Origin of the sequence: Rhodopseudomonas pentothenatexigens (assembly GCF_900218015.1) — a bacterium.
GTDB classification, from domain to species: Bacteria; Pseudomonadota; Alphaproteobacteria; order Rhizobiales; family Xanthobacteraceae; genus Rhodopseudomonas; species Rhodopseudomonas pentothenatexigens.
The window spans coordinates 35,269-61,073 of record NZ_UFQQ01000007.1; the positions used below are offsets into that span (position 1 = coordinate 35,269).

General features: G+C 64.5%; 27 protein-coding genes and 1 tRNA gene. 25 read left to right on the forward strand and 3 right to left on the reverse strand.

From position 1 onward, the window contains the following. The first annotated feature begins 95 nt into the window (after positions 1 to 95). The 6 genes from DWA33_RS07745 (at position 96) to DWA33_RS07770 (ending at position 4,909) form a co-directional block, all read left to right on the forward strand. The gene (locus DWA33_RS07745; protein ID WP_114357526.1) at positions 96 to 1,382 is read left to right on the forward strand and encodes an MFS transporter; all 1,287 of its coding nucleotides are present in this window, start codon (positions 96 to 98) and stop codon (positions 1,380 to 1,382) included. After that, entirely contained in the window at positions 1,375 to 2,277 is a 903-nt protein-coding gene (locus DWA33_RS07750) for an amidohydrolase family protein (RefSeq protein WP_114357527.1), read from the forward strand. Before DWA33_RS07745 ends, DWA33_RS07750 begins: the two co-directional genes overlap by 8 nt. Before the next feature lie 123 nt (positions 2,278 to 2,400). Continuing rightward, a tRNA-Pro gene (locus tag DWA33_RS07755) sits at positions 2,401 to 2,477 on the forward strand. Positions 2,478 to 2,876: 399 nt separating this feature from the next. Further along, on the forward strand, positions 2,877 to 3,785 hold the full coding sequence (locus DWA33_RS07760; protein WP_114357528.1) for an LAPAL motif-containing putative phage structural protein: 909 nt from the start codon (positions 2,877 to 2,879) through the stop codon (positions 3,783 to 3,785). Between the two features lie 51 nt (positions 3,786 to 3,836). Next, positions 3,837 to 4,334, forward strand: coding sequence for a hypothetical protein (locus tag DWA33_RS07765; protein WP_114357529.1), 498 nt, complete (start codon positions 3,837 to 3,839; stop codon positions 4,332 to 4,334). 338 nt (positions 4,335 to 4,672) lie between these two features. Then, on the forward strand, positions 4,673 to 4,909 hold the full coding sequence (locus DWA33_RS07770; RefSeq protein WP_114357530.1) for a hypothetical protein: 237 nt from the start codon (positions 4,673 to 4,675) through the stop codon (positions 4,907 to 4,909). 146 nt (positions 4,910 to 5,055) lie between these two features. Here DWA33_RS07770 and DWA33_RS07775 read toward each other — a convergent pair whose 3' ends face one another. After that, positions 5,056 to 6,114: a hypothetical protein gene (locus tag DWA33_RS07775; protein WP_147270229.1), complete on the reverse strand. Its 1,059-nt coding sequence runs from the start codon at positions 6,112 to 6,114 to the stop codon at positions 5,056 to 5,058. Positions 6,115 to 6,567: 453 nt separating this feature from the next. Here DWA33_RS07775 and DWA33_RS07780 point away from each other — a divergent pair, with 453 nt between their 5' ends. The 8 genes from DWA33_RS07780 (at position 6,568) to DWA33_RS07815 (ending at position 12,672) form a co-directional block, all read left to right on the forward strand. Next, positions 6,568 to 7,107 (forward strand): hypothetical protein, encoded by a 540-nt coding sequence (locus DWA33_RS07780; protein WP_114357532.1) that lies wholly within the window; start codon positions 6,568 to 6,570, stop codon positions 7,105 to 7,107. A 93-nt stretch (positions 7,108 to 7,200) separates the two neighbouring features. Next, on the forward strand, positions 7,201 to 7,461 hold the full coding sequence (locus tag DWA33_RS07785; RefSeq protein ID WP_114357533.1) for a hypothetical protein: 261 nt from the start codon (positions 7,201 to 7,203) through the stop codon (positions 7,459 to 7,461). A gap of 183 nt (positions 7,462 to 7,644) precedes the next feature. Continuing rightward, complete coding sequence (locus tag DWA33_RS07790) at positions 7,645 to 8,319, forward strand: Crp/Fnr family transcriptional regulator (RefSeq protein WP_114357534.1); 675 nt, start codon at positions 7,645 to 7,647, stop codon at positions 8,317 to 8,319. Between the two features lie 101 nt (positions 8,320 to 8,420). Next, positions 8,421 to 8,609 (forward strand): YgaP family membrane protein, encoded by a 189-nt coding sequence (locus tag DWA33_RS07795; protein WP_114357535.1) that lies wholly within the window; start codon positions 8,421 to 8,423, stop codon positions 8,607 to 8,609. 78 nt (positions 8,610 to 8,687) lie between these two features. Next, a complete protein-coding gene (locus DWA33_RS07800; protein WP_114357536.1) occupies positions 8,688 to 9,065 on the forward strand; it encodes a carboxymuconolactone decarboxylase family protein in 378 nt (125 codons plus the stop codon). A gap of 131 nt (positions 9,066 to 9,196) precedes the next feature. After that, positions 9,197 to 10,276, forward strand: coding sequence for a 3,4-dihydroxy-2-butanone-4-phosphate synthase (gene ribB / locus DWA33_RS07805; protein ID WP_114357537.1), 1,080 nt, complete (start codon positions 9,197 to 9,199; stop codon positions 10,274 to 10,276). Positions 10,277 to 10,336: 60 nt separating this feature from the next. Beyond that, complete coding sequence (locus tag DWA33_RS07810) at positions 10,337 to 11,551, forward strand: acyl-CoA dehydrogenase (protein WP_114357538.1); 1,215 nt, start codon at positions 10,337 to 10,339, stop codon at positions 11,549 to 11,551. A gap of 185 nt (positions 11,552 to 11,736) precedes the next feature. After that, positions 11,737 to 12,672 carry an MBL fold metallo-hydrolase gene (locus tag DWA33_RS07815; RefSeq protein WP_114357539.1) on the forward strand — a complete coding sequence of 312 codons (936 nt, stop codon included), beginning with the start codon at positions 11,737 to 11,739 and terminating at the stop codon, positions 12,670 to 12,672. 112 nt (positions 12,673 to 12,784) lie between these two features. Here the strand turns inward: DWA33_RS07815 and DWA33_RS07820 are convergent, their stop codons facing one another. Both DWA33_RS07820 and DWA33_RS07825 read right to left on the reverse strand, forming a co-directional pair. Beyond that, positions 12,785 to 14,380 (reverse strand): DUF4142 domain-containing protein, encoded by a 1,596-nt coding sequence (locus tag DWA33_RS07820; RefSeq protein WP_114357540.1) that lies wholly within the window; start codon positions 14,378 to 14,380, stop codon positions 12,785 to 12,787. A gap of 403 nt (positions 14,381 to 14,783) precedes the next feature. Next, positions 14,784 to 16,535: a methyl-accepting chemotaxis protein gene (locus DWA33_RS07825; RefSeq protein ID WP_114357541.1), complete on the reverse strand. Its 1,752-nt coding sequence runs from the start codon at positions 16,533 to 16,535 to the stop codon at positions 14,784 to 14,786. 197 nt (positions 16,536 to 16,732) lie between these two features. Between DWA33_RS07825 and DWA33_RS07830 the strand changes: the two genes are divergently transcribed. The 11 genes from DWA33_RS07830 to DWA33_RS07880 all read left to right on the forward strand — a co-directional run bounded on the left by DWA33_RS07830 (position 16,733) and on the right by DWA33_RS07880 (position 25,734). Beyond that, on the forward strand, positions 16,733 to 17,479 hold the full coding sequence (locus tag DWA33_RS07830; RefSeq protein ID WP_114357542.1) for a YebC/PmpR family DNA-binding transcriptional regulator: 747 nt from the start codon (positions 16,733 to 16,735) through the stop codon (positions 17,477 to 17,479). Between the two features lie 274 nt (positions 17,480 to 17,753). Next, a complete protein-coding gene (ruvC, locus tag DWA33_RS07835; RefSeq protein ID WP_114357543.1) occupies positions 17,754 to 18,275 on the forward strand; it encodes a crossover junction endodeoxyribonuclease RuvC in 522 nt (173 codons plus the stop codon). Positions 18,276 to 18,591: 316 nt separating this feature from the next. Further along, positions 18,592 to 19,209, forward strand: a complete 618-nt coding sequence (gene ruvA / locus DWA33_RS07840; protein WP_114357544.1) for a Holliday junction branch migration protein RuvA — start codon at positions 18,592 to 18,594, stop codon at positions 19,207 to 19,209. After that, on the forward strand, positions 19,206 to 19,631 hold the full coding sequence (locus DWA33_RS07845) for a cytidine deaminase (protein WP_114357545.1): 426 nt from the start codon (positions 19,206 to 19,208) through the stop codon (positions 19,629 to 19,631). Before ruvA ends, DWA33_RS07845 begins: the two co-directional genes overlap by 4 nt. A 180-nt stretch (positions 19,632 to 19,811) precedes the next feature. Beyond that, positions 19,812 to 20,852, forward strand: coding sequence for a Holliday junction branch migration DNA helicase RuvB (ruvB, locus tag DWA33_RS07850; protein WP_114357546.1), 1,041 nt, complete (start codon positions 19,812 to 19,814; stop codon positions 20,850 to 20,852). Between the two features lie 58 nt (positions 20,853 to 20,910). Then, positions 20,911 to 21,117, forward strand: a complete 207-nt coding sequence (locus DWA33_RS07855) for a type II toxin-antitoxin system VapB family antitoxin (protein ID WP_047308980.1) — start codon at positions 20,911 to 20,913, stop codon at positions 21,115 to 21,117. Next, the gene (locus DWA33_RS07860; RefSeq protein WP_114357547.1) at positions 21,117 to 21,485 is read left to right on the forward strand and encodes a type II toxin-antitoxin system VapC family toxin; all 369 of its coding nucleotides are present in this window, start codon (positions 21,117 to 21,119) and stop codon (positions 21,483 to 21,485) included. The genes DWA33_RS07855 and DWA33_RS07860 overlap by 1 nt, the downstream gene beginning before the upstream one ends. 49 nt (positions 21,486 to 21,534) lie before the next feature. Continuing rightward, the gene (gene ybgC / locus DWA33_RS07865) at positions 21,535 to 21,936 is read left to right on the forward strand and encodes a tol-pal system-associated acyl-CoA thioesterase (protein WP_114357699.1); all 402 of its coding nucleotides are present in this window, start codon (positions 21,535 to 21,537) and stop codon (positions 21,934 to 21,936) included. Between the two features lie 76 nt (positions 21,937 to 22,012). Beyond that, positions 22,013 to 22,930, forward strand: a complete 918-nt coding sequence (locus DWA33_RS07870; RefSeq protein ID WP_114357548.1) for a metallophosphoesterase — start codon at positions 22,013 to 22,015, stop codon at positions 22,928 to 22,930. Positions 22,931 to 23,072: 142 nt separating this feature from the next. After that, entirely contained in the window at positions 23,073 to 24,392 is a 1,320-nt protein-coding gene (locus tag DWA33_RS07875) for an NAD(P)/FAD-dependent oxidoreductase (protein ID WP_114357700.1), read from the forward strand. A gap of 145 nt (positions 24,393 to 24,537) precedes the next feature. Continuing rightward, entirely contained in the window at positions 24,538 to 25,734 is a 1,197-nt protein-coding gene (locus DWA33_RS07880; protein ID WP_430707866.1) for an OpgC domain-containing protein, read from the forward strand. The last annotated feature ends 71 nt before the right edge of the window (positions 25,735 to 25,805 follow it).

Consider the following 25,805-nt stretch of genomic DNA (forward strand, 5'->3'; position numbering starts at 1 on the left):
CTACCTGAAAATTTTCCGGCAGACGTCGTCTCACGATTGCGAAATTTGTCGCCGACGAGCGGTCGCCCGGTGAAGGCGAGCGAGGGAGGATACGCATGACGACATCTTCGAGCACGGTCGCGCCGATCACGGACACCAGCCTGACCGGCTTCTACAAGGACATGACCGTCACCGAGAAGCGAACGTTCTGGGCCTGTGCGACGGGCTGGGCGCTCGACGGCATGGATTTCATGATCTACCCGCTGGTGATCGGAACGATCATCGCGCTGTGGCAGGTCGATGCCGGCTCGGCGGGGCTTGCCGGCACTGTGACGCTGCTCGCATCGGCGGTCGGCGGCTGGGCCGCCGGTTATCTCGCGGACCGGATCGGCCGCGTCCGCACGTTGCAGCTCACCATCATCTGGTTCTCGCTGTTCTCGCTGTTGTGCGCGTTCGCGCAGAACTTCGAACAGCTCCTGATCCTGCGCGCGCTGCTCGGCTTCGGCTTCGGCGGCGAGTGGGCCGCCGGCGCCGTGCTGATCGGCGAGACGATTCGTCCGCAGTATCGCGGCCGGGCGGTGGGCTCGGTGCAGTCGGGCTGGGCGGTGGGCTGGGGGCTGGCGGTGCTGGCGCAGGCCGCGCTGTTTTCGCTGCTGCCGGCCGAGCAGGCATGGCGCTGGATGTTCGCGATCGGCGCGCTGCCGGCGCTGCTGGTGCTGTATCTGCGCGCCTACGTGAAGGAACCGCAGGTCGCGGTCGAAGCCCGCGCCAAGGTCACCGCGGCGGGCGGCAGCCGCTCGATCCTGGCGATCTTCCAGGGCCGGATCCTGAAGACCACCATCCTGGCCTCGCTGGTCGCGACCGGCTGTCAGGGTGGTTACTACGCCATTACCTTCTGGGTGCCGCGCTTCCTCACCACCGAGCGCAAGCTGTCGATCGTCGGCTCGACCGGCTATCTGGCGACGTTGATTATCGGTTCGTTCGTCGGCTATCTGGTCGGGGCCTGGTTCGCCGATCGGTTCGGCCGCCGCAGCCTGTTCCTGACGTTCTCGCTGGGCGCGATGGTGGTGGTGCTGGCCTATACGCAGCTTCCGCTGTCCAACGAGATGCTGTGGGTGCTCGGCTTCCCGCTCGGCTTCTTCGCCTCGGGTTACTTCTCCGGCATGGGGGCGTTCCTGACCGAACTGTTTCCGACCAGCCTGCGCGGCTCGGGTCAGGGCTTCTGCTACAATTTCGGCCGCGGCGTCGGCGCGCTGTTTCCGTTCCTGGTCGGCTACCTGTCGCAGGTCACCACGCTCGCCAACGCGATCTGCCTGTTCGCGGTGTTCGCCTACGTGCTGTTCTTCGCGGCCGCCTACGCGCTGCCGGAAACCCGCGGCAGGGTGCTGAGCGCCGATGAGTAACGCTGATCGATCCAAGGATCCGGCTCCGGCGTGTCCGGGGCCGGATCCCGCCCCGCGCCGGCCGACCCGCTACGTGGTGCCGCCCGGCGCGGTCGACACCCACGCCCACGTCATCGGATTGCCGCCGGCCTATCCGTTCGTCGAGGCCCGTAGCTACACGCCGCCGGCGGCGACGCCTGAATCGTATCTGGCGATGCTCGACGCCACCGGCATGACCTACGGCGTACTGGTGCAGGTCAGCGTGCACGGCACCGACAACCGCCTGATGCTGGAGACGCTGCAGGCCCACCGCGAGCGGCTGAAGGGCATCGCGGTGATTCCGCTCGGGCTGCCGGACAAGGAGCTGGCGGCACTGAAGGACGCCGGCGTCATCGGGCTGCGGCTCAACATCCTGTATGGCGGCGGCATCGGGTTCGAGCGCGTCGGCGAATACGCAGCGCTCGCCAAGGAGCTCGGCTGGCATCTGCAGTTCCTGATCGACGCCAAGGACCTGGTACCGCTGGCGCCGCAGCTCGGCGATCTGCCGGTGCCGTTCATCGTCGACCACTGGGGGCACTTTCCGGTGTCGCGCGGGATCGACGATCCCGGCTTCCAGACGCTGGTGTCGCTGGTGCGCGACGGCGGCTGGGTCAAGCTGTCGGGCGCCTATCGGAATACGGTCGAGGGATTTCCTTATCTGGACACCATTCCGTTCGCCCGCCTGCTGCACCAGACGGCGCCGGACCGCTGCGTCTGGGGCAGCGACTGGCCGCACGTGGCGACCTGGACGCACATGATGAACGTCGGCGAACTGCTCGATCTGCTCGCCGACTGGGTGCCCGATGCGGCGGCTCGCGACCGTGTGCTGACCGACAATGCCCACCGCCTGTATGGCTTCACGCCCGTTCAGGGCTGAGCTTTCATGCGCGCGACCGCCGTCCCGACCGAGGGCGGCGGTCGGACAACATTCCTGCTCAATATCCACACGGGAACGCTTGCGGAGCCGGAAGGTCGACGCTATAAGCCGGACCTCGCTTGTCGGAGTGTGGCTCAGCCCGGTAGAGCACTGCGTTCGGGACGCAGGGGTCGCAGGTTCGAATCCTGCCACTCCGACCACTTAAACCGCTGATTTCATTGGATTTTTTAAAACATTCATTTTCTGCCCTGACTCTGGGGTACAGATTGGGTACAGAAATGCCGCGTCGGACTTTCCTCAGAGCATAAAAACGGTCTCGTAATCGAAAGTTTTGCTCGATTTGGCCATCTCTCTCTATGCCGCCAGCCGCAGTTAAGGCGGACTTCGGCGCGCAAAACGCAGGGTGCTCAGGTTCTCCAAAATATCTCGTGGAAGTCTAACGAGCCAAGTTTGCAATTGCTCGGAACCCGCCGACGTGAATTCGTTTGCTTGAATTCGAGCAAGCCGTTTGCTTTTTCATGCTTGCGTCGATTCGTATGAGACGAGTGTAGGTCTTGTAGCGCGCTGGTTGTGCCCCTAGGATTTTTCCCGGGGGGAAGATGGCTACCATTCGGCTCGACGCCTTTTCTCAAGACACTATTGTCCTGCACTTCGGTGGTCCGGAGGGGGCCATCGATGCATACACGCTGGCGAACGCTCTAATTGGCTTCGCTGACACGGCCTACGCCGTTAACGCCGCGATCGATCCTGGCCAAGAAATCGAGATCATCGTCGAGGCGACGGGGCCGGGCAGCTACCGAACTGTACTTCGGAAACTGAGGAAGGGTTTCACCGGTGGTGTGCTGTCTGGCATTGCTGGCACCATCCTGTGGAACGTCGTGTCGAACGTCATTTATGACGCTACACTAAAGGGCGCGGATCCAAAGCCCCAGATCATTATCAACACGACAGAAGTCATCATTAAGCACGGGAGCGACACGATCATCGTCCCACGAGTTGTCCATGATGCGACCGAGAACGTGAAAAAGAATCCTGCGGTTCAAGAAGGAGTCAGAAAAACTTTCGACAGCCTTGAGGCGGATACTCACGTCAAGGAGTTTGGCATCACCGGCGGCATCTCTGATCCGCGCCCCCTTATCTCGATCCCACGTTCCGAATTTCGATTCGTGGTGACACCTATCGTGGAACTGGAAGAGCAGCCGCTGGAGCGCATTAGAAAAGAGCGCGCTCGCCTTATCATCTTGAAGGCTTGGCTGAATCACGCGCGACGCAAATGGTCATTTGAATGGAACGGTGTGCCCCTGTCTGCGCCTGTCGCAGATAAGGAGTTTCTCGATAAACTAGACCGACGCGAGCATCTACTGGGTTCGGGAGACGCGCTGGACGTTGAGATCACTTATCGTCAAAGGTTCGAAGCAGCCCTTGGCGTTTACGTGAATGATTCCGCCTCTTTCGTGGTCTCCCGCGTCATACGTCCTGTGCCTCGCGAGATGCAGAAGAGGCTGTAAGTTATTGCAGTTTGAGAATGATCTTCAGGATTAGACTTTAGGAGAGGGGATATGGTGGCGGCGCCAGCGGGGGGACAACAGCCAGACCCTAATCAAGCATATTACGATAAGGCCAAACGCGCGCTCCAAGAACTGTTTGAGAAAGCGAAGGCGAAGAACGAACTGCATTTCGTTATGGCATTGATGCCCGAGTTTCGCGGCATGCAGGACGGCGGCTGGAATACGGGTGAAGAAGCCGTGCAAGCGTTCGATCAGTTCACGGACCACATAAAGTCGCTTGACCAAAACAGCGTCGTTCGTGTTCGCATCATTCTGGCGTTCTACCTGATGCTTTCGGAGTGCAGCGGATTCTATGAGATACCCAAGAAACTGATGCTTACCGCGGAAGGGAAGGGCAACAATATCTGGCCTTTTCAGTCGCTCGTAAAGAAGCATGAGAAGACAGGTCGAGCTATCGACCCCAACGCCAACGCCATCATGAAGAACATGATGGGTCATGCCTACGACATCCAGCTTTTTGAGTTGTCTGAAATTCAGAGAGGCATTTGATCCCGACCTGAGAAACGCGATTGCACATGCGGACTACATTCTAGCTGCAGATGGAGTTCGCATCCGGAAGCGGAACGGTGGTCAACCTCGCGTTATCTCTTGGAACGAGTTTGATGCCCTCTTTTGTAAGGGGGCCAATCTATTCAGCTTCATTCGTCAATATGTGGATCAGTATGTGAAAAGCTACGACCGCCTAAGAAGATCCAAGCACAACTAAATCACAACGAGCCGTTGACCGACTACACACTGTACTATGTTCCTCGGTCCGGCGCCTTCGGTTTTACGACTGGTGCTCCGCCGACGTAAAGCTGGCGTCATTTTGCCTGAAAGATTGGCCAATGCCTGTTTCCCGGATCGAACAAATCGTCGGCGGCAAGGTGATGAAGTGTGTCGTTCCGAGCAAGGCTGGAAAGTTTCGCTGCTTTCCTAAGGGGATGAACACAGACCCGGTCTGGTTCACCACATTGGACGAAGTGGCCGATTATCTGCGAACGAACCTGCACTCAGGTGTACGGATGCAGCCAGGCGACAGCAAAATTGTCGACCATATCCATATCGATGGCCTGCCAAGATAGCACGCAAGTTGGCGAGTTTATCGCGCTGGACAGGGTGTGCCGTGGCGCTCTTTCAATCATGCCAGAGCTATCGCAGCGCGTGACCACACGATAACGGAAACAAATATAGCACAGTTCGACAGCTCCACACGCGTGGGGAGCGGAGGCTACTTTTTCGTACGCGATTTTGCTCGCTGTCCTTTCAGCTTGCCGTAGGCAGATAGAATTTGCGCGGTGTCGGCTCCGTCGATTATGCAGTACCGCCGCGGCCGGCGCGGATCATAGGCAAGGCCCTCGGTCATTCGAACGACGGTGTTCTCTATTTTGTTGCAGTGCTGCACGACGATCAAGTCGACCGGTTCTTCGAACGCGCGGATGAGTTGATCACCACGCTTGCCCATGTTTGCGGGATGTAGCGGGCCTGGCACGGACGGTCCTTTAAAGATGAACGCCGTCGACGTTGGCTCTCCGTCGATCGTTAGGCGCGTGGTCTGAAGATCAGATTTTTCGCCGCCCCAATCCTTCGGCACATAGGGCTCCCCAACAATGTCGGCGAACGCTTGCTTGACGTCCGCCTCGGGCATGGCCTCGATCGCTTTGAGTTCGGCCGCTGTTGGCTGAGGACTGCGCTCGATCCGTGCGAACGCATCAATCTGCTGCGGATACACGCGAATTGAGGTCGCGATGGGCATTGGAAGCGTTCCAGCGCCTTCAATCTCTTCGCCGATAATGTAGGGGAAGATCGCAACCTTTTGGCCATGAAATTCGAAGTGGCCGGCAACAAGCATGCGCTTCCTCCCTTTCAAGACCGAGATCGAGGTTGATGAATAGAAATGATCGTTGCTCAACTCGCCGGCCATTTCGTATTCGACGGCTGCTAGGGGGATGGTCGCTCTAAGCGTGGCATTTTTAGCGGGCTTTCGTTCTTGCGCCCGTCTGAGGGCCTCAACTGCGCCGGAAAAGGTAAAGACGCCCCATAAGAACCCTAAGATGCGCTCACCCTCGACGTCTCTCTTGGCAACAATCTCGGTGAGGTTCGGAAACTGGCCAGATCGCAATAGGTCTTCGGCCGTCGCTGCGACGTCCCTCATGGCATCGGCACGCTCGCCTGAACTGTGAACGAGCGGTTCTTGCGCCTGGGTCGGGAATTTGATGTTGGCGAGGAGACCCAAGCGCCGGCTGTTGAGATAGTATGGAAAAAGTCTGAGGCGCGCAAAGGCCGCCATGTAGATGCCTCCTAAAACCATCGCGGCAAACACTTGACTCGTTCGGAACTTCGAACGCCCGTTGCCGGTCCCGTCGGAGATAATATCGGGTACAGTTTGGGTACAGAATGAACGTGAACGAACCAAGAAAGGTGTACCCGAAGCGTGGCAAAAAGTGCTGCAATTACAGTGTTATATCGGTCGCCATTCTATTTCGGGACGCAGGGGTCGCAGGTTCGAATCCTGCCACTCCGACCATTCAGCCTGACCCGACAGGCATTTTCCCGCAATTCTGACTCTCGACGGTCGGCGCTGGTGCCGGAGCGATGCGCGTGGCCGATTGACGCTGGTCAAATTGCTGCCGGGCAGCGTATTCCGGGTTTCGGGTTCGCAGGCAGTTTTGCTAGGACGCTGCCCGCCGGTTCCAGGATGGACCCCGGACCTGTCGCCCTCCTGCCGAATTGCCGAGGACCGATGCTGAGGGACTACCGCGCTTATCTGTTCGATCGCGACGGCAATATCTTCGCGATCGAGACGTTTCGGGCTGCCGACGATGCTTTCGCGCTGCTGAAGTCGAAACAGATCAGTGGGCGCGGCGGCTTCGAGTTGTGGCGGAGCGGCGATTGGATCGCCCGCGTCGATGCCGAGGGCCGAGCCTGGACCCCGCCGAGCCCTGCCGAGCGCGAGGCGGCGCTGAACGGCCTGTACAAGGTCGAGGTTGCAGGGGGCGAACTGCAGATGACCGGAACGCTGAGTCTGCTCGACGGCGTGGTTCGTGGCGGTCAGGAAACTTTCGCGATTACCGGCCGATATCATTGCAGCGGAGATGCGATCAGCGGGATGGTGCTGGGGCGGCGTCACAGCCCGCAGCAACGCGGCTATGTGTTTCCGCTCGACGAGGTCCGGCTGCAACTCGATGGCTGGGTGTTCGCCGACCACATCGCCGGCAGCGCACGGGCCGCAGAATTGCCCGATGCCCGCTTCGAGGTTCGGCTGACGCGGCTCGGCGGCTAGCCGATCGGGGCTTCCCGTTGCGGCGCCGCCTGGACGCGGTTCCCGCGGAACCAGGCGGTTTGCGCGACATTGAACCCGCAACAGGAGGGTCAGATGTCCAATCGGTTTCGCATCGCTTCGCTCGTCTACATGATGACCAACGCCGTGCTGTTCGGCATCGGCCTCGTGGCCGTGCTGACCATCCCGGCGCTGGCACAAAACGCGATGGCGTGGGTCCCGGCGGCGGTGGTGGCGAGCTTCGTGCTGGCGGCGCCGATCGCCTGGTGGATTGCGCCCCGGTTGCGTGCGCGGTTTTGGCGGCACCGCGACGGCGACGTCATTTCCGGTCCCTCGACCGCCACCGACAACCCCTGAGGCTTGTCGGACGGGGTGAGCGGATCGGAGGCGCGAAGCTGGCTTCGAGCCATTCTGCGCCGCGTTCGAGATACGCTTCCGAACGCGGCTGTTCGCCGCCCCCGGCGGTTGATAAAGATCAACTGTGTACTGCTGGGTCGAGCCCATATCTCGGCAGGTCCAGCGTGAACCCGGTTGGTCGCGATGAGCTTGCCAGAGATCGATTGGTTGCGGGGCTTCCCGGCGCTTGCCGAGTTGCCAGACGCGGAGCGGAGCCCGCTCGCGGGTGCGGCGATGGCGATGAGCCTGCCGGCCGGCGCGTCGGTGTTCGCACCCGATCAGCCCTGCGGCATGTTCATCCTGGTCTGTCGCGGCACCGTCCGGGTGTTTCAGCTCGATGCCGAAGGCAACGAGATCGTGCTGTACCGGCTCGGCCCCGGCAGCATCTGCATTCTCACGACGCTGGCGCTGCTCGCATCCGACAATTACAGCGCGTTCGCAGTGACCGAGAGTCCAGTCGAGGCGATCGGTCTCCCCGCCGCGACCTTCCACGAGCTGATGGGCAGTTCGGCGCAATTCCGCAGCTTCGTCTTCCACGCCCAGGCGGCGCGGATGGCGGATCTGATGGCGGTGATCCAGAACGTCGCGTTCGCCTCGATCGAGACCCGGCTGGCATCGCGGCTGCTGGCGCTGGCGGCCGACGATCGCGAACTGTCGATCACCCACGCCCAACTCGCGGCTGAAATCGGCACCGCGCGCGAAGTCGTCAGTCGGCACCTCAAGACCTTCGAGCGCCGCGGCTGGGTCAGCCTCGGCCGTGGTCGCGTCGAATTGCGTAACGCAGCACCGTTGCGAGCGGCGGCGCGGACTGGCCGTTGAACGTTGGATGGACCGCGCGGCGGCCGGTGACTTGGTCACAGACCGTGACCCTCGCACGCCTTAGAACGAACCTGTCACTCAACCGAGCGAGGGGAACGAAGATGACTGTGAACATGGGAATGATCGATCGCGTGCTGCGTGCCATCGTCGGCGCCGGCCTGATCTATTGGGCGTTGACCGGCGGTCCGATCTGGGCCTGGTTCGGCGTCGTGCCGCTGCTGACCGCTGCGATCGGTTTCTGCCCGGCCTACACGCTGTTCGGCATCAAGACCTGCTCGACCAAGTCCTGACGCCTCGGCTTTCTCGAATAGCTCCCGGGATCAGGCACAGCCTCGGTCCCGGGAGCGTTGTTTTGCACAGGTGAGATCATGCACAAGAACTGGATCGACATGACGGGCGAGCTCTCGGTGGCGCTGCGCGAAGTGCGCGGCGGCGCCCCGGACGTCATGAAGGGATTCTCCGCGATCGCCCAGGCCGCCCTCAAGGCCAACGCCCTCGACACCAAGACCAAGGAGCTGATTGCGCTCGCGATCTCGGTGGCGACGCGCTGCGACGGCTGCATCGGCTTCCACGCCGAGGCCGCGGTGAAGCAGGGCGCCACCCGCGACGAGATCATGGAGACGATGGGCATGGCGATCTACATGGGAGCCGGCCCGAGCGTGATGTACGCCGCCCAGGCGGTCGAGGCCTACGATCAGTTCGTCGCCAAGAAGGCTGCTGCGGCCTCGCCGCCCGCCGCGGAGTAACCGCTGACGGCCCCCGGGTGAATTCCGCTCTGCGGTAGAGCGTTTCGCCTCGGCCGCCACGCAGCCCCGGCTGCCTTGCGTCGTCGCCCGCGCTGCGTCATATGGTCGGGTCTTGTCCACGAGATCCGACCATGGCGCATCAAATTCAAGAAGTCCTGCAAGCTTTTGCCGCCGGTGAAATCGTCGTCGTCACGGACGACGACGACCGCGAGGGCGAGGGCGATCTGGTGGTCGCCGCCTCGCTGTGCACCGCTGAGAAGATGGCGTTCATCATCCGCCACACCTCCGGTATCGTCTGTGCGCCGATCACCATGGACGATGCGCGGCGGCTGCGGCTCGATCCGATGGTGGCGCACAACGACTCCAATCACACCACCGCCTTCACCGTCTCGATCGACTACAAGCCCGATGGCGGCACCGGGATCTCGGCGGATGAGCGCGCCTCGTGCTGCCGCGCGCTGGCCAATCCGAACGCCGGCGCCAACGACTTCGCGCGCCCAGGTCACATCTTCCCGCTGATCGCCCGCGAGGGCGGGGTGCTGCTGCGCTCCGGCCACACCGAGGCTGCAGTCGATCTGTGCAAACTCGCCGGCCTGCCTCCGGTCGGTGTCATCAGCGAGCTGATGAACGATGACGGCACCGTCACCAAGGGCTCCCAGGTCGTCGAGTTCGCCCAGAAGCACAATCTCAAGCTGGTCACCATCGCGGATCTGATTTCGTATCGTCAGGCGCGCGAGAAGCTGATCGAACGCGTCGCCACGTTTCCGATCGACAGCCCGATCGGCCCGATGCAGGGCTATGCGTATCGCTCGCCGTTCGACGAGATTGCCCACGTCGCCTGCGTCTTCAACGGCATCGGTGACGGCAAGAACGTGCTGACCCGGTTCCACAAGCCGAACATCGTCAAGGAGATCTTCACCGGTCCGCGGCGGATGCAGGCGGTGCTCGATCATTTCAAGGCCAACGGTTCCGGCGTGCTGATCTATCTGCGCGACGGCGCCGCCGGCGTCCCGGTCGCGCCGCTCGACGAGCAGAAGACCGCCGAAGCCGACCGGCATCGGCAATGGCGCGAGATCGGTGTCGGTGCGCAGATCCTGCGCGATCTCGGTGTGACCTCGATCCGGCATCTCACCACGTCGCAGATCGACTACAAGGGGCTGTCCGGTTTCGGCATCGAGATCGTCGGCAACGAGCACCTTGAAGGCACCTGACCGAGGTCTTACCCTCCCCATCAACGTCGCCCGATGCGGCAAGGTCTGAAAGGACAATCGATGAGCGTGCGCGCGCAAACCAAGGACAAGCCGGCTGCGGCGAGCTTCAAGTGGGACGATCCGCTGCTGCTGGAAGATCAGCTCACCGAAGACGAGCGGATGATCCGTGACACCGCGCGCGCCTACGCCCAGGACAAGCTGCTGCCGCGCGTCAACCAGGCGTATCTCGAAGAGAAGACCGACCGCGAGATTTTCAACGAGATGGGGTCGCTCGGCCTGATCGGCGTCACGCTGCCGGAGGACTACGGCTGCGCCAATGCCAGCTACGTCGCCTACGGCCTCGTCGCGCGCGAGATCGAGCGGGTCGACTCGGGCTATCGCTCGATGAACAGCGTGCAGTCGTCGCTGGTGATGTATCCGATCTACGCGTACGGCGACGAGAACCAGCGCAAGAAGTATCTGCCCAAGCTCGCCTCCGGCGAATGGGTCGGCTGCTTCGGCCTGACGGAGCCGGACGCCGGCTCCGACCCCGGCGGCATGAAGACCAAGGCCGAGAAGGTCGCCGACGGCTATCGCCTCACCGGCAGCAAGATGTGGATCTCGAACGCGCCGATCGCCGACGTGTTCGTGGTGTGGGCGAAGTCCGCCGCGCACGACAACCAGATCCGCGGCTTCGTCCTCGAGAAGGGCATGAAGGGCCTGTCGGCGCCGAAGGTCGGCGGCAAGCTGAGCCTGCGCGCCTCGATCACCGGCGAGATCGTGATGGACGGCGTGGTGGTGCCGGAAGACAACCTGCTGCCCAACGTTGCGGGCCTCAAGGGTCCGTTCGGCTGCCTCAACCGCGCCCGCTACGGCATCTCCTGGGGCGCAATGGGCGCCGCCGAGGACTGCTTCCACCGCGCCCGGCAGTACACGCTCGATCGCAAGCAGTTCAACCGTCCGCTCGCCGCCACCCAGCTGGTGCAGAAGAAGCTCGCCGACATGGAGACTGAGATCACCCTCGGGCTGCAGGCGTCGCTTCGCGTCGGCCGGCTGATGGACGAGGGCAAGATGGCCCCGGAGATGATCTCGATCGTCAAGCGCAACAATTGCGGCAAGGCGCTGGACATCGCCCGGATGGCGCGCGACATGCACGGCGGCAACGGCATCCAGATCGAATACCACGTGATGCGCCACGCCCAGAACCTCGAGACCGTGAACACCTACGAGGGCACCCACGACGTCCACGCGCTGATCCTCGGCCGGGCGATCACCGGTCTGCAGGCGTTTTCGTAAGGCGTGGCGTAACGGCGCGCCCTTCGTTCCGCGCTCTGCCGTCGTCGCCCACGAAAGCGGGCGACCCAGTATCTCAGGGCGTTCGCCATATGCGATGGCGGTGAGTACTGGATCCCCGCATGCGCGGGGATGACCACCCCGGTGAGGGGTAAGAACAAACAACAATCAAACTGGTTGGAAACGCCATGAGCGACGAGAATCGCCCCGAGGACGACGTTCCGTTCAATCGCGAATTCGCGTTGCAGCCGGGCGTCGTCGAGGAGATCCGTCCCGGCCTGCGCCGGGTGCTGTGCAACAACCCGTCGCCGTTCACTTTCACCGGCACCGTCAGCTACATCGTCGGCCGCGGCAAGGTCGCGATCATCGATCCCGGGCCGGCGGATGAAGCGCACGCCGCCGCGCTGCTCGATGCCGTGAAGGGCGAGACCGTCACCCACATTCTAGTGACCCACACCCACAAGGATCACTCGCCCGGCACGCCGCTGATCAAGCAGGCGACCGGTGCCACGGTCTACGCCGAGGGGCCGCATCGGGCGTCGCGGCCGTATTTCGAGAGCGAGACGGTATCGACCGAATCCGGCGCCGACCGCAGTTTCAAGCCGGACGTCGAGATCCGCGACGGCGATGTGATCGAAGGTGACGGCTGGACCATCGAGTCGGTGGCGACCCCCGGTCACACCGCCAACCACATGGCGTTCGCCTGGCGCGAGGGCGATGCGCTGTTCGTCGGTGATCACATCATGGGCTGGTCGACCACCATCGTGGCGCCGCCGGACGGATCGATGCCGGACTACATGGCGTCGCTCGACCGGCTGATCGGCCGCGACGAACAACTCTATCTCTCCGGCCACGGTGCCGAGATTCCCGAAGGGCCGCGCTACTCGCGTTTCCTGAAGCGACACCGCCTGGCGCGCGAAGCCTCGATCCTGCACCGGCTCGGCAAGGGCGAAACCGACATTCCCAGCATGGTGCGGGCGATCTATATCGGCATCGACCCGCGGCTGGTGGGCGCTGCCGGCTATTCGGTGCTGGCGCATCTGGAAGACCTGGTGATGCGCGGCGTCGTCGCCACCGAAGGCGACCCGGTGATCAGCGGGCGATATCGGCTGGCCCGGAGTTGACGGCGGGGCTGCAGCCGTAGTCGATCGGACGCGCGAGCAGGAGCGCGCATCGTCTGTGCGCTCCTGCTCTCGTCGGCCGTCACGGCGCTCGCAAGGCTGTTGCCAATTTGGGCTATTGCCAGTTTCGGAGATCGATCGTCCCGTCGACTTCGGCGTAGTTGGTTGCCTGGTTGCGATAGTCTGCGAGGTTGTCGAGGTCGTCCGCGGTGACGCCCCGGATGACCAGATGGTCGCCGCGTCGCCAGAAGCGGTCGGTCGGGAACGCGACCTTGTCCTCGCCAAATCCCAGGAAGCCGCCGTCGGTGATCACCACATAGTTGCGGCCCGTGCTGTTGCGGACCACGGCGTCGACTTCACCGACATCCTCGCCGCGCACGTTCAACACCTGCATTCCCTCCAACGTGCTGACTGCGACCGGATGCCGTTGCGCACGGTCCGTCGCTCCGGCGGAGCCTTCGGTCTGCCCGCTCGGAGAGGCGGCGAGCCTGCGGCCGGCGTTATCGCGTTCCTCACTGGTCGCCTCGCCGCGCGCAGTCTGCTGCGAGGTGTTCGACCGAGAGGCCGACCGGCTCTGCTCGTCCGTCATCGCGCGGTCACGTCCGGTGTCTTCCTGGTCGGTGGCTCGTCCTTGACCGGCAGCCATCCGCTCGACCCGGACCTTCGGTTGCCCTTCAGCCCGGTTGATGACGACCCGCGGATCTTCGCGTTCGTAACGCACCGAGGGCTGGCCCTGTGCGCGTTGGACGTCCACTCTGGCCTGCTGACGCTGGATATTGACGTCCGCCTGGTCGCGCTCGACCTGGACCTGGGCCTGCTGGTCGGAACGCTGCAGGCGTACCTGAGGCTGCTGTTGCTGCACCTGCACCTCTGGCTGAGCCTGACTGACGTCGACCTGCGGAGCAGGCATGCGGAGCGTGATTTCAGGCTGCGGGATGTCGATCCTGACCGTGGGCTGCGGCTGCCGCACGATGATCTCTGGCCGGGACTGATCGACCGAGACGTTAGGGCGAGCCTGGCGAACCGTGACTTGCGGCGAGCCCTGTTCGATCCGGACCTGGGGCGGGGTGCGCTGAATCTGGACCTGAGCGCCGGTGCCGGACCGCCGGTCCGCCGACATGTTGGGGAACATCTCGTCTCGGATTTCGAGGATCGATTGCTGATGCTCGCGCAGGGTCGGCAGGGTCTGCTGAGCGAACTGCAGCAGCGGGCCCTGAGCGCCGGAATCGACGAAGCGCTGGAACAGATCGACCGCACGTTGGTGCGCCTCGATCTGCATCCGGACGTAAGTGCGATCGAACCGCTTTCCGTCCATGCGCTGCAACCGGTTGATCTTGCGCTGGTGCTTGGTGTCCAGCCGATCCTGCACGGACAGGTCGGCCCCCTGCGTCTGCTGCGCTGCCTGCTTCATCCGGTCGGCTGCCTTGCCGTGATCGTTCACCATCCGGCGTGCGAATTGTTGCAGGCGTCCGTTGTCACTCTTGTCCTGCACCAACCGACTGGATTCGATCTCGAACATGTTGGAGACGGCGGCCTGGTCGAGGAAATCCTGCGGACGGACCGACGACTGCTGCCGATCGGCATCGTTGGTCGAACGGGTCTCGGCGGCCGGGTTGCCTGTGTTTGTATTTCGTTGTTGCTGTGCCCAGCTATGAACCGGTACCAGCGCGCTGGTCGCAAGTGCAACGGCCGCTATCAGATACAATCTCATCGCTCACCTCCTTGTTTGTTGCAGAAGAACAAGACGGAGCTGCACGCAGCTTGGCTGCGTCAGGTCGGCCGCCTTACCCCGCAAATCGTCTCCGCGAACACCGTTCCTGTGCGGGGTCGCGACAATTTGGACGATTAGTTTCGGACGCGGCGGCTGCTGACCGAAATCGGGCGTGGCCGGTGGCTCAGGTTTCGACGCGCGCTGCCGAAGACCGACATCGGTTCAAGTAGTTCTTTGGATCCGCGTGTTCGTCCGGTGCCGCGCCATCGCGCACCGGTTGACCGGCCGGTCGATCGAGCCGTGTTCCCCGCCGGATCGGGACGAGCGTTCAGCGTCCGCTACCGTGCGATGGAGGACTGCGGCCAGCACAACGGCTGCCGCCGGCGGCGATTAGCAACTGCGGTTACAGCTTGTAGGCGGTGCGGAAGCCGCCCCAGTGGCGACCGCGGACCCGCACCGGCACGTCGATCTCGCGCATCATCACGGTCTGGCCGCCGCCCATGTCGCGGGCGTAGCTCTGGATCAGGAACGAGCGGGTATTGCGACCGGCCGCGAGTCCGGCCGGATCGTTGAAGATCCGGCGATTGCGTGAGTTGGCGGTGTTGAAGGTGACGTCGCCTGGCCGCTGCGGCTGCGAGTACAGTTTGTTGTGCACCGGCAGATAGCCGTTGCGGTCGATCATCACGCAGAACGCCATCCGCGGATCCTTGGCCAGGAACGCTTCCTGGAACGGCGGTAGTGCACGGTCGGCCCAATCGAGATATTGCGTGCGGTACTGCTTCGGATCGGTGCCGGGGATCTCCGCGTAACTCTCGTCGAACATCTGCTCCATCGTCAGCGCGCCCGACGCGATGCCGCGTTCGAAGATCTTGGCCAGTTCGTGCCCGGCTTCGATCGCGCGGGTGACGAATTCGGTGTTTTCGTCGCGGATCGCCCACAGCCGGTCCTCGATCCGCTCCTGCAGGCCGGCGTCGGGTGCGACGAACCGCGCCACGACGCCGGCCTTGCCGTGCTCGGCGATCCGAACGCGGCAGGCTCCGATATCCTGCAACTCGGCGGAGAGCTGCTGGCCCGTCACCAGAGCGGCGGCGGCCGGGCCGCTGATCAGCACGCCGTCCATCGAGATTTCGTACACCGGGGCGGCGACCCTGCCGCGCTGGGTGTCGAGCTCGATCTGCAGGTGGCACGGCAGCTTCTCGCGCCGCCGTGCGTCCTCGCGGTCGCCGAGCTTGAGCAGGACCGCGGTTCTGGCTCGCAGCTTCTCGGCGAAATTGGTGACGTTCTGGCCGGCGCGCGCGACCTCGTCGCCGTGCTGTTCGGCCTCGCGGGTGGCGCTGTCGATCTCTGCGGCGCTGTCGCCGACCGAGGCGATGAAGGTCGATGCCGAGGTCGCATTGTCGGCGATGTCGCCTGTGGTGGCATTCTGTTCGGCCACCGCGCCGTTGACGTTGTCGAACACCGGCCGGATCGCCGCGATCGCGCTGGTGATGCGGTGGACGGCATCGGCCGAACTGGAGGCGTCGCGCTGCAGCGCGTCGATCTTACGCTTGATCTCCTCGGTGGCCTCCTGGGTCTGCACCGCCAGCGCCTTCACTTCGGTCGCCACCACGGCGAAGCCTCGCCCCGCCGCGCCGGCGCGGGCCGCCTCGATCGTCGAGTTCAGCGCCAGCAGCGTGGTCTGCCGGGCGATCTGGGAGATCAGATTGACGACGTTGCCGATCGCCGCGGAGGAGTCGCGCAGCCGCTCGACATTGGCGGTCGCCTCGTCCGCTGCGGCGCTGGCGTCGTCGGCGAGCTGCGAGGCCTGACGGACCTGGGCGCCGATGCCATGAGCCGAATGGGTGAACTTGTCGGCAGCCTGGGAAAACGAGCTGGCGGTCGCCTGCGCGGCGCTGGTCCGGCCCGTCAGAGCGTCGGTGCGCTCGCGGATCGTATGCAGCGTGGCGGTGGTGGATTGCACGCCGGTCGTCACCGAATGGGCGGCACGCTCGAGCTGGCGAATCAGCGAGCCGAGCTCGAGTTCCAATAGCTCCAGCATCTCGCGGGCCGAATCGGCCTCAATGGCGGCGGACTCCGTTCCGGCCGGCGCCGCTATGGCGACGTCCGGCGCCGGCGCCGGGTCCGGCAGCCGCTTGCGAAATAGGCCGAGGGCCATGGTTCCTCCCGCAGAACTAGAATCTGGCCGGCTACTCTCGCGTTCCCTCGTGAAGTTACGGTTAAATTTTCTTTTGGTGGAATTACGGGTATTGCGCCGGATCAACGCGGCAAGTCTTTGATTTTGGCGGGTGTGCCGCTTATAACCCCGCGCCGCAGCCCGAAATTCAATCTGGATCGACCCGCGAGAGAGAGCGCATGGCCGGACATTCGCAATTCAAGAACATCATGCACCGCAAGGGCCGGCAGGACGCGCAGCGGTCCAAGCTGTTCAGCAAGCTCGCCCGCGAAATCACGGTGGCGGCCAAGCTCGGCACGCCGGACCCGGCGATGAACCCGCGGCTGCGGGCCGCGGTGCTGGCGGCACGCGCGGAAAACATGCCGAAAGATAATATCGAGCGCGCCATCAAGAAGGCGATCGGCGGCGACTCTGAGAACTACGACGAGATCCGCTACGAGGGTTATGGCCCCGGCGGCGTCGCGGTGATCGTCGAGGCGCTGACCGACAACCGCAACCGCGCTGCGTCCGACATCCGCTCGTTCTTCACCAAGTCGGGCGGCAATCTCGGCGAAACCGGCTCGGTGTCGTTCATGTTCGACCGCACCGGCATCATCGAATACGACGCCGACAAGGCTAGCGCCGACGACATGCTCGAGGCGGCGATCGAAGCCGGCGCCGACGACGTGGTCTCGTCCGAGGCCGGCCACGAGATCTATGCCTCGCAGGAGACTTTCCGCGACGTCGCCAAGGCGCTGGAAGCCAAGTTCGGCGAAGCCCGCAAAGCCGCGGTGATCTGGAAGCCGCAGAACACCATCGCGGTCGACGACGAGACCGGCGAGAAGCTGTTCAAGCTGATGGACAACCTCAACGACCACGACGACGTCCAGAACGTCTACGCCAATTTCGAGGTCTCGGACGCCCTGATTGCGAAGATGGCGGGGTGAGGCTGCCATCTGAGACTTGCTTTGGCGGGGTGCGTTCGCCCCAAATTCTCCCGTCATCGCCCGGCTCGACCGGGCGACCTAGTATCCCAGTGCGTTGCTGATAGAGCGGGGCCGTCGCTGCGGCCAAATGCCAGTGCTTCTGGAATACTGGATCCCCGCCTGCGCGGGGATGACGGCTGAGAGTGGGGCTGTGGCAGTGCCTCACGCTGGGGACGGCGTTTCCCCCGTCCCCGTTTCTGTTTCGTTCACGTCTATCTGGCGTTATCACTGCGCCATGAGCCAGCCGCCGATTCGCAGCGTCCGCATTCTCGGGATCGACCCCGGCCTCCGCCGCACCGGCTGGGGGGTGGTCGAGAGCGAGGGCAATCGACTGGTCTATGTCGCCTGCGGCTCGGTCGAGCCGAAGGACACGCTGCCGCTGGCCGAGCGGCTGCTGGCGATCCACGATGGGCTGACCAAGGTGCTGGCCGAACACGCGCCGGCCGAGGCCGCGGTCGAGCAGACCTTCGTCAACAAGGACGGCGCCGCTACGCTGAAGCTCGGCCAGGCGAGGGGCGTGGCGATGCTGGTGCCGGCGATGCACGGCCTGCTGGTCGCCGAATACGCGCCCAACCTCGTCAAGAAGACGGTGGTGGGCGCCGGCCACGCCGACAAGACCCAGATCCAGATGATGCTGAAGATCCTGCTGCCCAAGGCGGAGCCGAACAGTGCCGACGCCGCCGACGCGCTGGCGATCGCCATCACCCACGCCCACCACCGCGTCGCCGCGCAGCGGCTGAAGGCGGTGGGGGCATGAGGATGTTTGCTTGTGTAAGAGGGGCGCAGCCTCTCCCCGCTTGCAGCCCGCCCCCTCTCCCGCTTGCGGCAGAGGGCTGGGGTGAGGGCGACGCCGGCACCGTGCTCGGGGACCCCCACCCCCGGCCCCTCCCCGCAAGGGGGAGGGGAGAAGGGCACAGCGCGCTCCCTCTCCCGCTTGCGGGAGAGGGTTGGGGTGAGGGCGACGCAAGCACAGTGCCTGTGAACGACGCGGGCACCGTGCTCGGGGCCCCCCACCCCCGGCCCCTCCCCGCAAGGGGGAGGGGGGAAGAGGCGACGTGCCGCGGAGCCGCGCCATGATCGGCAAACTCAAGGGAGTCATCGACAGCTATGGCGAGGACTATGTGATCCTCGACGTCCACGGCGTCGGCTATCAGGTGCACTGCGCCAGCCGCACTCTGCAGGCGCTGCCATCGCCGGGCGAGGCGGCGGTGCTGTCGATTGAGACCTATGTGCGCGAGGACCAGATCAAGCTGTTCGGCTTCCGCACCGACACCGAGCGCGAGTGGTTCCGGCTGCTGCAGACGGTGCAGAGCGTCGGCGCCAAGGTGGCGCTGGCGGTGCTGTCGACGCTGCCGCCGCACGACCTCGCCAACGCCATCGCGCTGCGCGACAAGGCCGCGGTGGCGCGCACGCCCGGCGTCGGGCCGAAGGTCGCCGAGCGCATCGTGTCGGAATTGAAAGACAAGGTGCCGGCGCTCGGCAACGTCGATCCGGCTGTCGTGCATCTGTCCGGCGCGATCGACGACAACACCGCGCCGCGCGCTGTCGCGGATGCGATCTCCGCACTGGTCAATCTCGGCTACGGCCAGCCGCAGGCGGCCGCGGCCGTCGCCGCCGCCTCGCGCGCCGCCGGCGAAGATGCGGCGACCGCGCAACTGATCAAGCTCGGCCTGAAGGAGCTGTCGAAGTGAGTATCACCGACACCGACCGCGCGCTGATCGATGCCGCGATCGAAGCGATCACCAAACGCTACCGCAACGACTGGCAGGAGGTCGGTGCCGCGCTGCTGACGCGCACCGGCCGACGCTACGTCGCGGTCAATCTCGACGCCTATCTGGGCCGGATGGCGGTGTGCGCCGAGGCGGTCGCGCTCGGCCAGGTGATCATGGAATTGGGCGACGCCGGTATCGACACCATCGTGGCGGTGCGCCACCCCAAGCCGCACGACACCGACCGCACCGTCCGCGTCGTCTCCCCCTGCGGCGCCTGCCGCGAACTGATCTGGGACTACGACCGCAATGCGCGGGTGTTAGTGCCCGGCCCGGACGGCGTTGAAGCGGTCGGCATCAGTGAGCTGCTGCCAAACAAATACAGCCGGGAGCGGGTGTTGTGAGCGCAGCGCTGATGTTAGCCGCTGCGCCCGCTCCCCGCACGGCCCGCTCCCTCTCTCGCCTGCGGGAGAGGGCTGGGGTGAGGGCGACGCGGGCACAGTGCTCGGGGACCCCCACCCCCGACCCCTCCCCGCAAGGGGGAGGGGAGCGCTCAGTGCTCGGCGCCATGGTACACTCCGCCAATGACTGACCCCCGCCTCGTCACCCCCGAGCGCCGCGGCGATGATCTCGGCGATGCGGCGCTGCGGCCGCAGAATCTGTCCGAGTTCGTCGGCCAGCAGCAGGCGCGCGCCAATCTGCAGGTGTTCATCGACGCGGCGAGGAAGCGCAAGGAAGCGCTCGACCACGTGCTGTTCGTCGGTCCCCCTGGACTCGGCAAGACCACGCTGGCGCAGATCGTCGCGCGCGAGCTCGGCGTCGGGTTCCGCGCCACGTCCGGGCCTGTCATCGCCAAGGCCGGCGATCTCGCCGCGCTGCTGACCAATCTGGAAGAACGCGACGTGCTGTTCATCGACGAGATCCACCGCCTCAGCCCGTCGGTCGAGGAGGTGCTGTATCCGGCGATGGAGGACTTTCAGCTCGACCTGATCATCGGCGAGGGCCCGGCGGCGCGCTCGGTGAAGATCGACCTGTCGAAGTTCACGCTGGTCGGCGCCACCACGCGGGCGGGCCTGCTGACCAATCCGCTGCGCGACCGTTTCGGCATTCCGGTGCGGTTGAATTTCTACACCATCGACGAGCTGGAGAGCATCGTGCGCCGCGGCGCCCGCGTGCTTGGCACGCCGATCACCGACGACGGCGCCAACGAGATCGCTCGCCGTGCCCGCGGCACGCCGCGCATCGCCGGCCGGCTGCTGCGCCGGGTGCGCGACTTCGCCTCGGCGGCCGATGCCGAAGCGATCGACCGCGCCATCGCCGATCATGCGCTCGGCGCGCTGGAAGTCGACAGCGCCGGGCTCGATGCGATGGACCGGCGCTACCTCACCACCATCGCGCTGAACTATGGCGGCGGCCCGGTCGGCGTCGAGACCATGGCCGCGGCGTTGTCGGAGCCGCGCGACGCCATCGAGGACATCATCGAGCCGTATCTGATCCAGTGCGGCTATCTGCAGCGCACCCCGCGCGGCCGCCTGCTCACCGACCACGCCTTCCGTCACCTCGGCCTCGCCGCCCCATCACGCGATCCGGCGCAGTTCGGGCTGTTCGGCGGGGAGGAGGAATAAAGGCGCCATAGAAATCGGCATCAGATGATGCTATATTTGATGCCGATGGAGGAGCCTCATGAGGACGACGATTGCCATCGACGATGAGTTGTTTGCGAAAGCTCAGAAATTCGCAGGCCTCGACGAAAAGTCCGCGGTGATCAAGACGGCGCTGCAGGCCTATGTCGAACGTGAAGCAGCGAGGCGACTTGCGCGCATGGGTGGGTCGATGCCCGATGCCAAGGCGCCCCCGCGTCGGCGCTCACCCAAATTCACCAACGACTGATGCTCCTGGTCGACACATCGATCTGGATCGACCATTTCCGCAAGGGAGACTCGACGCTCAGCGCCGCTCTTGGTCGGGAAGAGGTCCTGGTCCATGCTTTTGTTCTGGGCGAGTTAGCGCTGGGCCATAACGTTCAATTTGAGACGATCGCGGCCGACCTTTCGGACCTTCCTCAAGCGACGATTGCGGTGCCTGGTGAGGTACTGCGGCTCATTTCGCGCGCCGAGCTGGGCGGCTCGGGAATCGGCTACGTGGATGCACATCTAGTCGCTTCGACGCTGCTGACGCCTGAGGCGCAGCTATGGACGCGCGATAAGAGATTAAAAGCGGTGGCCGATCGACTATCGATCTCCGCCCAAGTGGAGTGACGAGTTGTCCCACCCCCTCGACGGCGCCATCATCGATGGCGCGCATCATATGCAGGTCCGGGTCTATTACGAAGACACCGACTTCTCCGGCATCGTCTATCACGCCAATTATCTACGCTTCATGGAGCGCGGACGGACCAATTATCTGCGGCTGCTCGGGGCGGCGCAGAGCGAGTTGTTCGCGGAGGCGGAGAGCGAGACGCCGGGCTTCGCTTTCGTGGTGCGGGCGATGCAGCTCGACTTTCTTAAATCCGCCAAGATGGACGATCTGCTGGAGGTGATCACCCGGCCGGTCGAGGTTCGCGGCGCCTCGATTACCATGCAGCAGCAGATCAAGCGTGGCGATCTGGTGCTGATGGAGGCCAAGGTCAAAGTTGCGTTCGTGTCGGGCGGCCGCGCCAAGCCCATTCCGGCCCCGCTTCGCGTGGCGATGAAGGCCGACGTCGCCTGATCCTGCGCGCCCGACCAAGATCGAGGCGTTCGAGCCGGATAGAATTGCTGTCATCATTCGATGCGATTTGACCGGGATGATCACGCGGCGTCGGTTTCTGAAATGGTTGGCAGGGCTGGGGCTGTCCAGCGCGGCGCTGCTGGCCTACGGTTTCGTTGTCGAGCCGCTGCGCTGGCCGGCAATCACCCGTTATCGGGTGACGCCGCGCCGGTGGCCCGCGGGCCTGCATCTGAACATCGCGGTGGTCGCGGACATCCACGCCTGCGATCCCTGGATGACCGCCGAACGGATTCGCTCGGTCGTCGCCACGACCAACGGCCTCGGCGCCGATCTCGTCGTCCTGCTCGGCGACTATTCGGCAGGGCATCGTTGGATTCTTGGCCCGGTCGAGTCGCAGGATTGGTCGTCGGCGCTGGCCGGGCTGCAGGCGCCGCTCGGCGTGCATGCGATCCTCGGCAATCACGATTGGTGGGACGACCGGACCGCACAGGCGGCCGGCGCCGGTCCGACCTATGGCCGCTTGGCGCTGGAACGGGTTGGCATTCCGGTCTACGAGAACGATGTGGTGCGCCTGAGCAAGGGCGGACAAAGCTTCTGGCTCGCCGGGCTCGGCGACCAGTTGGCGTTCTGGCCGTCGCGACATCGACGGCCCGGCCGGCGCGGCGGCGCGGACGACCTGCCGGCGACCTTGGCCAAGATCTCGTCGGACGATCCGGTGATCCTGCTGGCGCACGAGCCCGACATCATGACGCAGGTTCCTGACCGGGTTGCCCTGGTGCTGAGCGGACATACCCATGGCGGACAGGTCCGCCTGTTCGGCTGGTCGCCGGTCGTCCCCTCCCGCTACCGCAATCGCTATGCCTACGGCCACGTCCGCGAACAATGCGACCTGATCGTATCGGGCGGTCTGGGCTGCAGCATCGTCCCGTTCCGCCTCGGCGTGCCCCCGGAGATCGTCCTGGTCACGGTGGGTGAGCCGGCCGCGGCCGCCTGACCACGCGTGCCTGAGCCGCGCCTCGCGCGGTCCCGCGGCGGCGCGGCGCCGGCCCAGCAAACTTACCAGCGGAGCTCGCGATATCCATATTTCCGTTTTGATGTTATCGAGGAAGCGATCTTCAACCTCCGACGCGAGCATGATGGACTCAGTTCAAGCAACGCCCCACAGGATCGTCATCGTCGGCGGCGGCGCCGGCGGCCTCGAACTCGCCACCGCGCTGGGCGACAGATACGGCAAGTCGGATGCCGTTCGTATCACCCTGGTGGATCGCAGCCGCACCCACATCTGGAAGCCGCTGCTGCACGCGATCGCGGCCGGCTCGCTGCGGCGCTCCCAGCACGAGCTGAACTACCTGGCTCAGGCGCATTGGCACGGCTTTCACTACCGGCTCGGCGAGATGAGCGGTCTCGACCGTGCCCGCAAGGTGATCAAGCTGGCGCCGGTGATCGACGACGAGGGGCGCGAGATCAATCCGGAAAGCGAGCTCGGCTACGATACGCTGGTGATCGCAGTCGGCAGCGTCACCAATGATTTCGGTACCCCCGGGGCGCGCGAGCATGCGGTGCCGCTGGAGACGCCGGAGCAGGCTTCGCGCTTCAACAAGCGCATGGTCAATGCCTGCCTGCGCGCTCAGCATCAGCACAGCCCGATCGAGCCCGGCCAGCTCCACGTCGCGATCATCGGCGCCGGTGCCACCGGCACCGAACTCGCCGCCGAGCTGCATCATACCGCGCGTGAGATCATCGCCTACGGGCTCGACAAGATCGATCCGGAGCACGACCTCAAGATCGTGCTGATCGAAGCGGCGCCACGAATCCTGCCGGCGCTGCCGCCGCGGATTTCAGAGGCGACGCTCAAGCTGCTGGACGATCTCGGCGTCGAGGTGCGGACCGGTGCACGCGTGGCGGAAGTGCTCGACCATGCGGTGCGGCTCGCCGACGGCGAAGTGATCCCCTCCGAGCTGGTGGTGTGGGCCGCCGGCGTCCGGGCCCCGGACTTCCTCGAGGGCATCGACGGGCTCGACACCAACCGCATCAACCAACTCGTCGTCCGCCCGACGCTGCAAGCCACCCGGGACAACGATGTGTTCGCGATGGGTGACTGCGCCGCCTGTGCCATCCCCGGCTACGAGAACGGCGTGCCGCCCCGGGCGCAAGCCGCTCACCAGGAAGCGGAGTTCATGTTGGAGCAGATCGAGAAGCGGCTGAAGGGCGAGCCGCTCGGCGAGTTCCGCTACCGCGATCTCGGTTCTCTGGTCTCGCTCGGCAAGTATTCCGCAGTCGGCAATCTGATGGGGTCGCTGGTCGGCAAGAGCTTCCTGATCGAGGGCTATTTCGCCCGCTTCATGTACCGCTCGCTGTACAAGATGCATGAAGCCGCGCTGTACGGCCGCGGCCGAACCCTGCTCAGCGTGCTGTCCGGCGCGACGCGCCCGACCCCGACGGTGAAGCTGCATTAGGACGCAGGCTGCTCTCGCGTCCCCCGGTGTCCCCCGGACAGCCGTCATCGCCGCCATCGGCTAGATTGGCGGCGATGACGATTGATTCGGGCGTGCCGGGAGACGAGACGTGACGAAGGGAGTGCGGTCTCGCGAGGTGCCGCTGATGGGGCAGGGCGAGCGCGATCTGCGGCTCGATTTCCTGCGCGGCGTCGGCCAGTGGATGATCTTCGTCGATCACATCCCGTACAACTTTCTCAACTGGTTCACGCTGCGCAATTACGGCTTCTGCGATGCCGCCGAGTTCTTCGTCTACATCTCCGGCTACTCGATCGGCTTCGCCTACGGCCCGGCGGCGCGCGCCGGCGAGATGGTGGCCGCGACGAAGCGGCTGTGGACTCGCGCGACGCAGCTCTACGTCGCGCACGTGTTCCTGTTTCTGTTCTTCACCGCTCAGGTGTCGCGCGCCGCGCGGCGCTTCGACAATCCGATGTACAAGGACGAGTTCAACGTCGCGCAGTTCCTCGCCAATCCCGACGTGATGATCCAGCAGGCGCTGCTGCTGACCTACAAGCCGGTCAACCTCGACGTGCTGCCGCTGTATATCGTGCTCGTCGTCGCCGCGCCGCTGATCTTGTGGGGCCTTCTGCGCCGCCCGCATCTGACGCTGGTGTGCTCGGGTCTGCTGTACGTCGTCTCCCGCTACTTCGGCTGGAATCTGCCGTCGTTTCCGGACGGCCACTGGTACTTCAATCCGTTCGCGTGGCAGTTTCTGTTCGTGTTCGGCATCTGGTGCGGCTTCGGCCACGGTCCGCAGATCCGCCCGTGGGTGAAGTCGCTGCCCAATCAGCTCCTGAGCTGGACCATCGTGGTGGTCGCCTTGGTGATCGCGCTGTCGTGGAATTTCGAACCGCTGTACGGCCTGGTGCCGGAATCGATCGGCAAGATTCTGTACCCGATCGACAAGACCAGCCTGGCGCCGGTGCGGCTGATCCATTTTCTCGCGCTGCTCGCGATCGTCGTAAAGCTGCTGCCGCCGGACCTGCCGGCGCTGCGGTCGGAGTGGCTGCGTCCGATCGTCCTGTGCGGCCAGCGCTCGCTGCCGGTGTTCTGCATCGGGGTGATGCTGGCGTTCACCGCGCACTGGATTCTGGTCCAGGTGTCGGGCGGCATCGCGATGCAGATCCTGGTCAGCGTCGGCGGCATCGGTCTGCTGACCGGCGTGGCCTGGCTCGCGACTTGGTATCGAACGTTGCCCAGTCTGGTTTCGGTGCCGGCGACGGTGCCGGTCGAGCATGCTCATCACCGTCGCGCTGCGGACGACGATGTCGCCACTGCCGGCCCGCCGCGATCGGATCGCTGACCCATCGACGGTGCGTGCTTGACTCGTTGTACCAATCGGTACAATGTCGCTGCGGTTCAGCCGCAGTGGAG

Excerpts from the sequence above, each read along its gene's own strand:
- DWA33_RS07860 (WP_114357547.1), top strand. The coding sequence starts at position 21,117 with ATGCTCCTGGTCGACACATCGATCTGGATCGACCATTTCCGCAAGGGA.
- DWA33_RS07785 (WP_114357533.1), top strand. The coding sequence starts at position 7,201 with ATGTCCAATCGGTTTCGCATCGCTTCGCTCGTCTACATGATGACCAAC.
- ruvC (WP_114357543.1), top strand. The coding sequence starts at position 17,754 with ATGAGCCAGCCGCCGATTCGCAGCGTCCGCATTCTCGGGATCGACCCC.
- DWA33_RS07760 (WP_114357528.1), top strand. The coding sequence starts at position 2,877 with ATGGCTACCATTCGGCTCGACGCCTTTTCTCAAGACACTATTGTCCTG.
- DWA33_RS07745 (WP_114357526.1), top strand. The coding sequence starts at position 96 with ATGACGACATCTTCGAGCACGGTCGCGCCGATCACGGACACCAGCCTG.
- DWA33_RS07855 (WP_047308980.1), top strand. The coding sequence starts at position 20,911 with ATGAGGACGACGATTGCCATCGACGATGAGTTGTTTGCGAAAGCTCAG.
- DWA33_RS07825 (WP_114357541.1), bottom strand. The coding sequence starts at position 16,535 with ATGGCCCTCGGCCTATTTCGCAAGCGGCTGCCGGACCCGGCGCCGGCG.
- DWA33_RS07795 (WP_114357535.1), top strand. The coding sequence starts at position 8,421 with ATGACTGTGAACATGGGAATGATCGATCGCGTGCTGCGTGCCATCGTC.
- ribB (WP_114357537.1), top strand. The coding sequence starts at position 9,197 with ATGGCGCATCAAATTCAAGAAGTCCTGCAAGCTTTTGCCGCCGGTGAA.
- DWA33_RS07765 (WP_114357529.1), top strand. The coding sequence starts at position 3,837 with ATGGTGGCGGCGCCAGCGGGGGGACAACAGCCAGACCCTAATCAAGCA.
- DWA33_RS07770 (WP_114357530.1), top strand. The coding sequence starts at position 4,673 with ATGCCTGTTTCCCGGATCGAACAAATCGTCGGCGGCAAGGTGATGAAG.
- DWA33_RS07880 (WP_430707866.1), top strand. The coding sequence starts at position 24,538 with ATGGGGCAGGGCGAGCGCGATCTGCGGCTCGATTTCCTGCGCGGCGTC.
- DWA33_RS07775 (WP_147270229.1), bottom strand. The coding sequence starts at position 6,114 with ATGGCGGCCTTTGCGCGCCTCAGACTTTTTCCATACTATCTCAACAGC.
- ruvA (WP_114357544.1), top strand. The coding sequence starts at position 18,592 with ATGATCGGCAAACTCAAGGGAGTCATCGACAGCTATGGCGAGGACTAT.
- DWA33_RS07810 (WP_114357538.1), top strand. The coding sequence starts at position 10,337 with ATGAGCGTGCGCGCGCAAACCAAGGACAAGCCGGCTGCGGCGAGCTTC.
- DWA33_RS07815 (WP_114357539.1), top strand. The coding sequence starts at position 11,737 with ATGAGCGACGAGAATCGCCCCGAGGACGACGTTCCGTTCAATCGCGAA.
- DWA33_RS07820 (WP_114357540.1), bottom strand. The coding sequence starts at position 14,380 with ATGAGATTGTATCTGATAGCGGCCGTTGCACTTGCGACCAGCGCGCTG.
- ruvB (WP_114357546.1), top strand. The coding sequence starts at position 19,812 with ATGACTGACCCCCGCCTCGTCACCCCCGAGCGCCGCGGCGATGATCTC.
- DWA33_RS07750 (WP_114357527.1), top strand. The coding sequence starts at position 1,375 with ATGAGTAACGCTGATCGATCCAAGGATCCGGCTCCGGCGTGTCCGGGG.
- DWA33_RS07800 (WP_114357536.1), top strand. The coding sequence starts at position 8,688 with ATGCACAAGAACTGGATCGACATGACGGGCGAGCTCTCGGTGGCGCTG.
- DWA33_RS07790 (WP_114357534.1), top strand. The coding sequence starts at position 7,645 with ATGAGCTTGCCAGAGATCGATTGGTTGCGGGGCTTCCCGGCGCTTGCC.
- DWA33_RS07830 (WP_114357542.1), top strand. The coding sequence starts at position 16,733 with ATGGCCGGACATTCGCAATTCAAGAACATCATGCACCGCAAGGGCCGG.
- ybgC (WP_114357699.1), top strand. The coding sequence starts at position 21,535 with ATGCAGGTCCGGGTCTATTACGAAGACACCGACTTCTCCGGCATCGTC.
- DWA33_RS07780 (WP_114357532.1), top strand. The coding sequence starts at position 6,568 with ATGCTGAGGGACTACCGCGCTTATCTGTTCGATCGCGACGGCAATATC.
- DWA33_RS07870 (WP_114357548.1), top strand. The coding sequence starts at position 22,013 with ATGATCACGCGGCGTCGGTTTCTGAAATGGTTGGCAGGGCTGGGGCTG.
- DWA33_RS07875 (WP_114357700.1), top strand. The coding sequence starts at position 23,073 with ATGGACTCAGTTCAAGCAACGCCCCACAGGATCGTCATCGTCGGCGGC.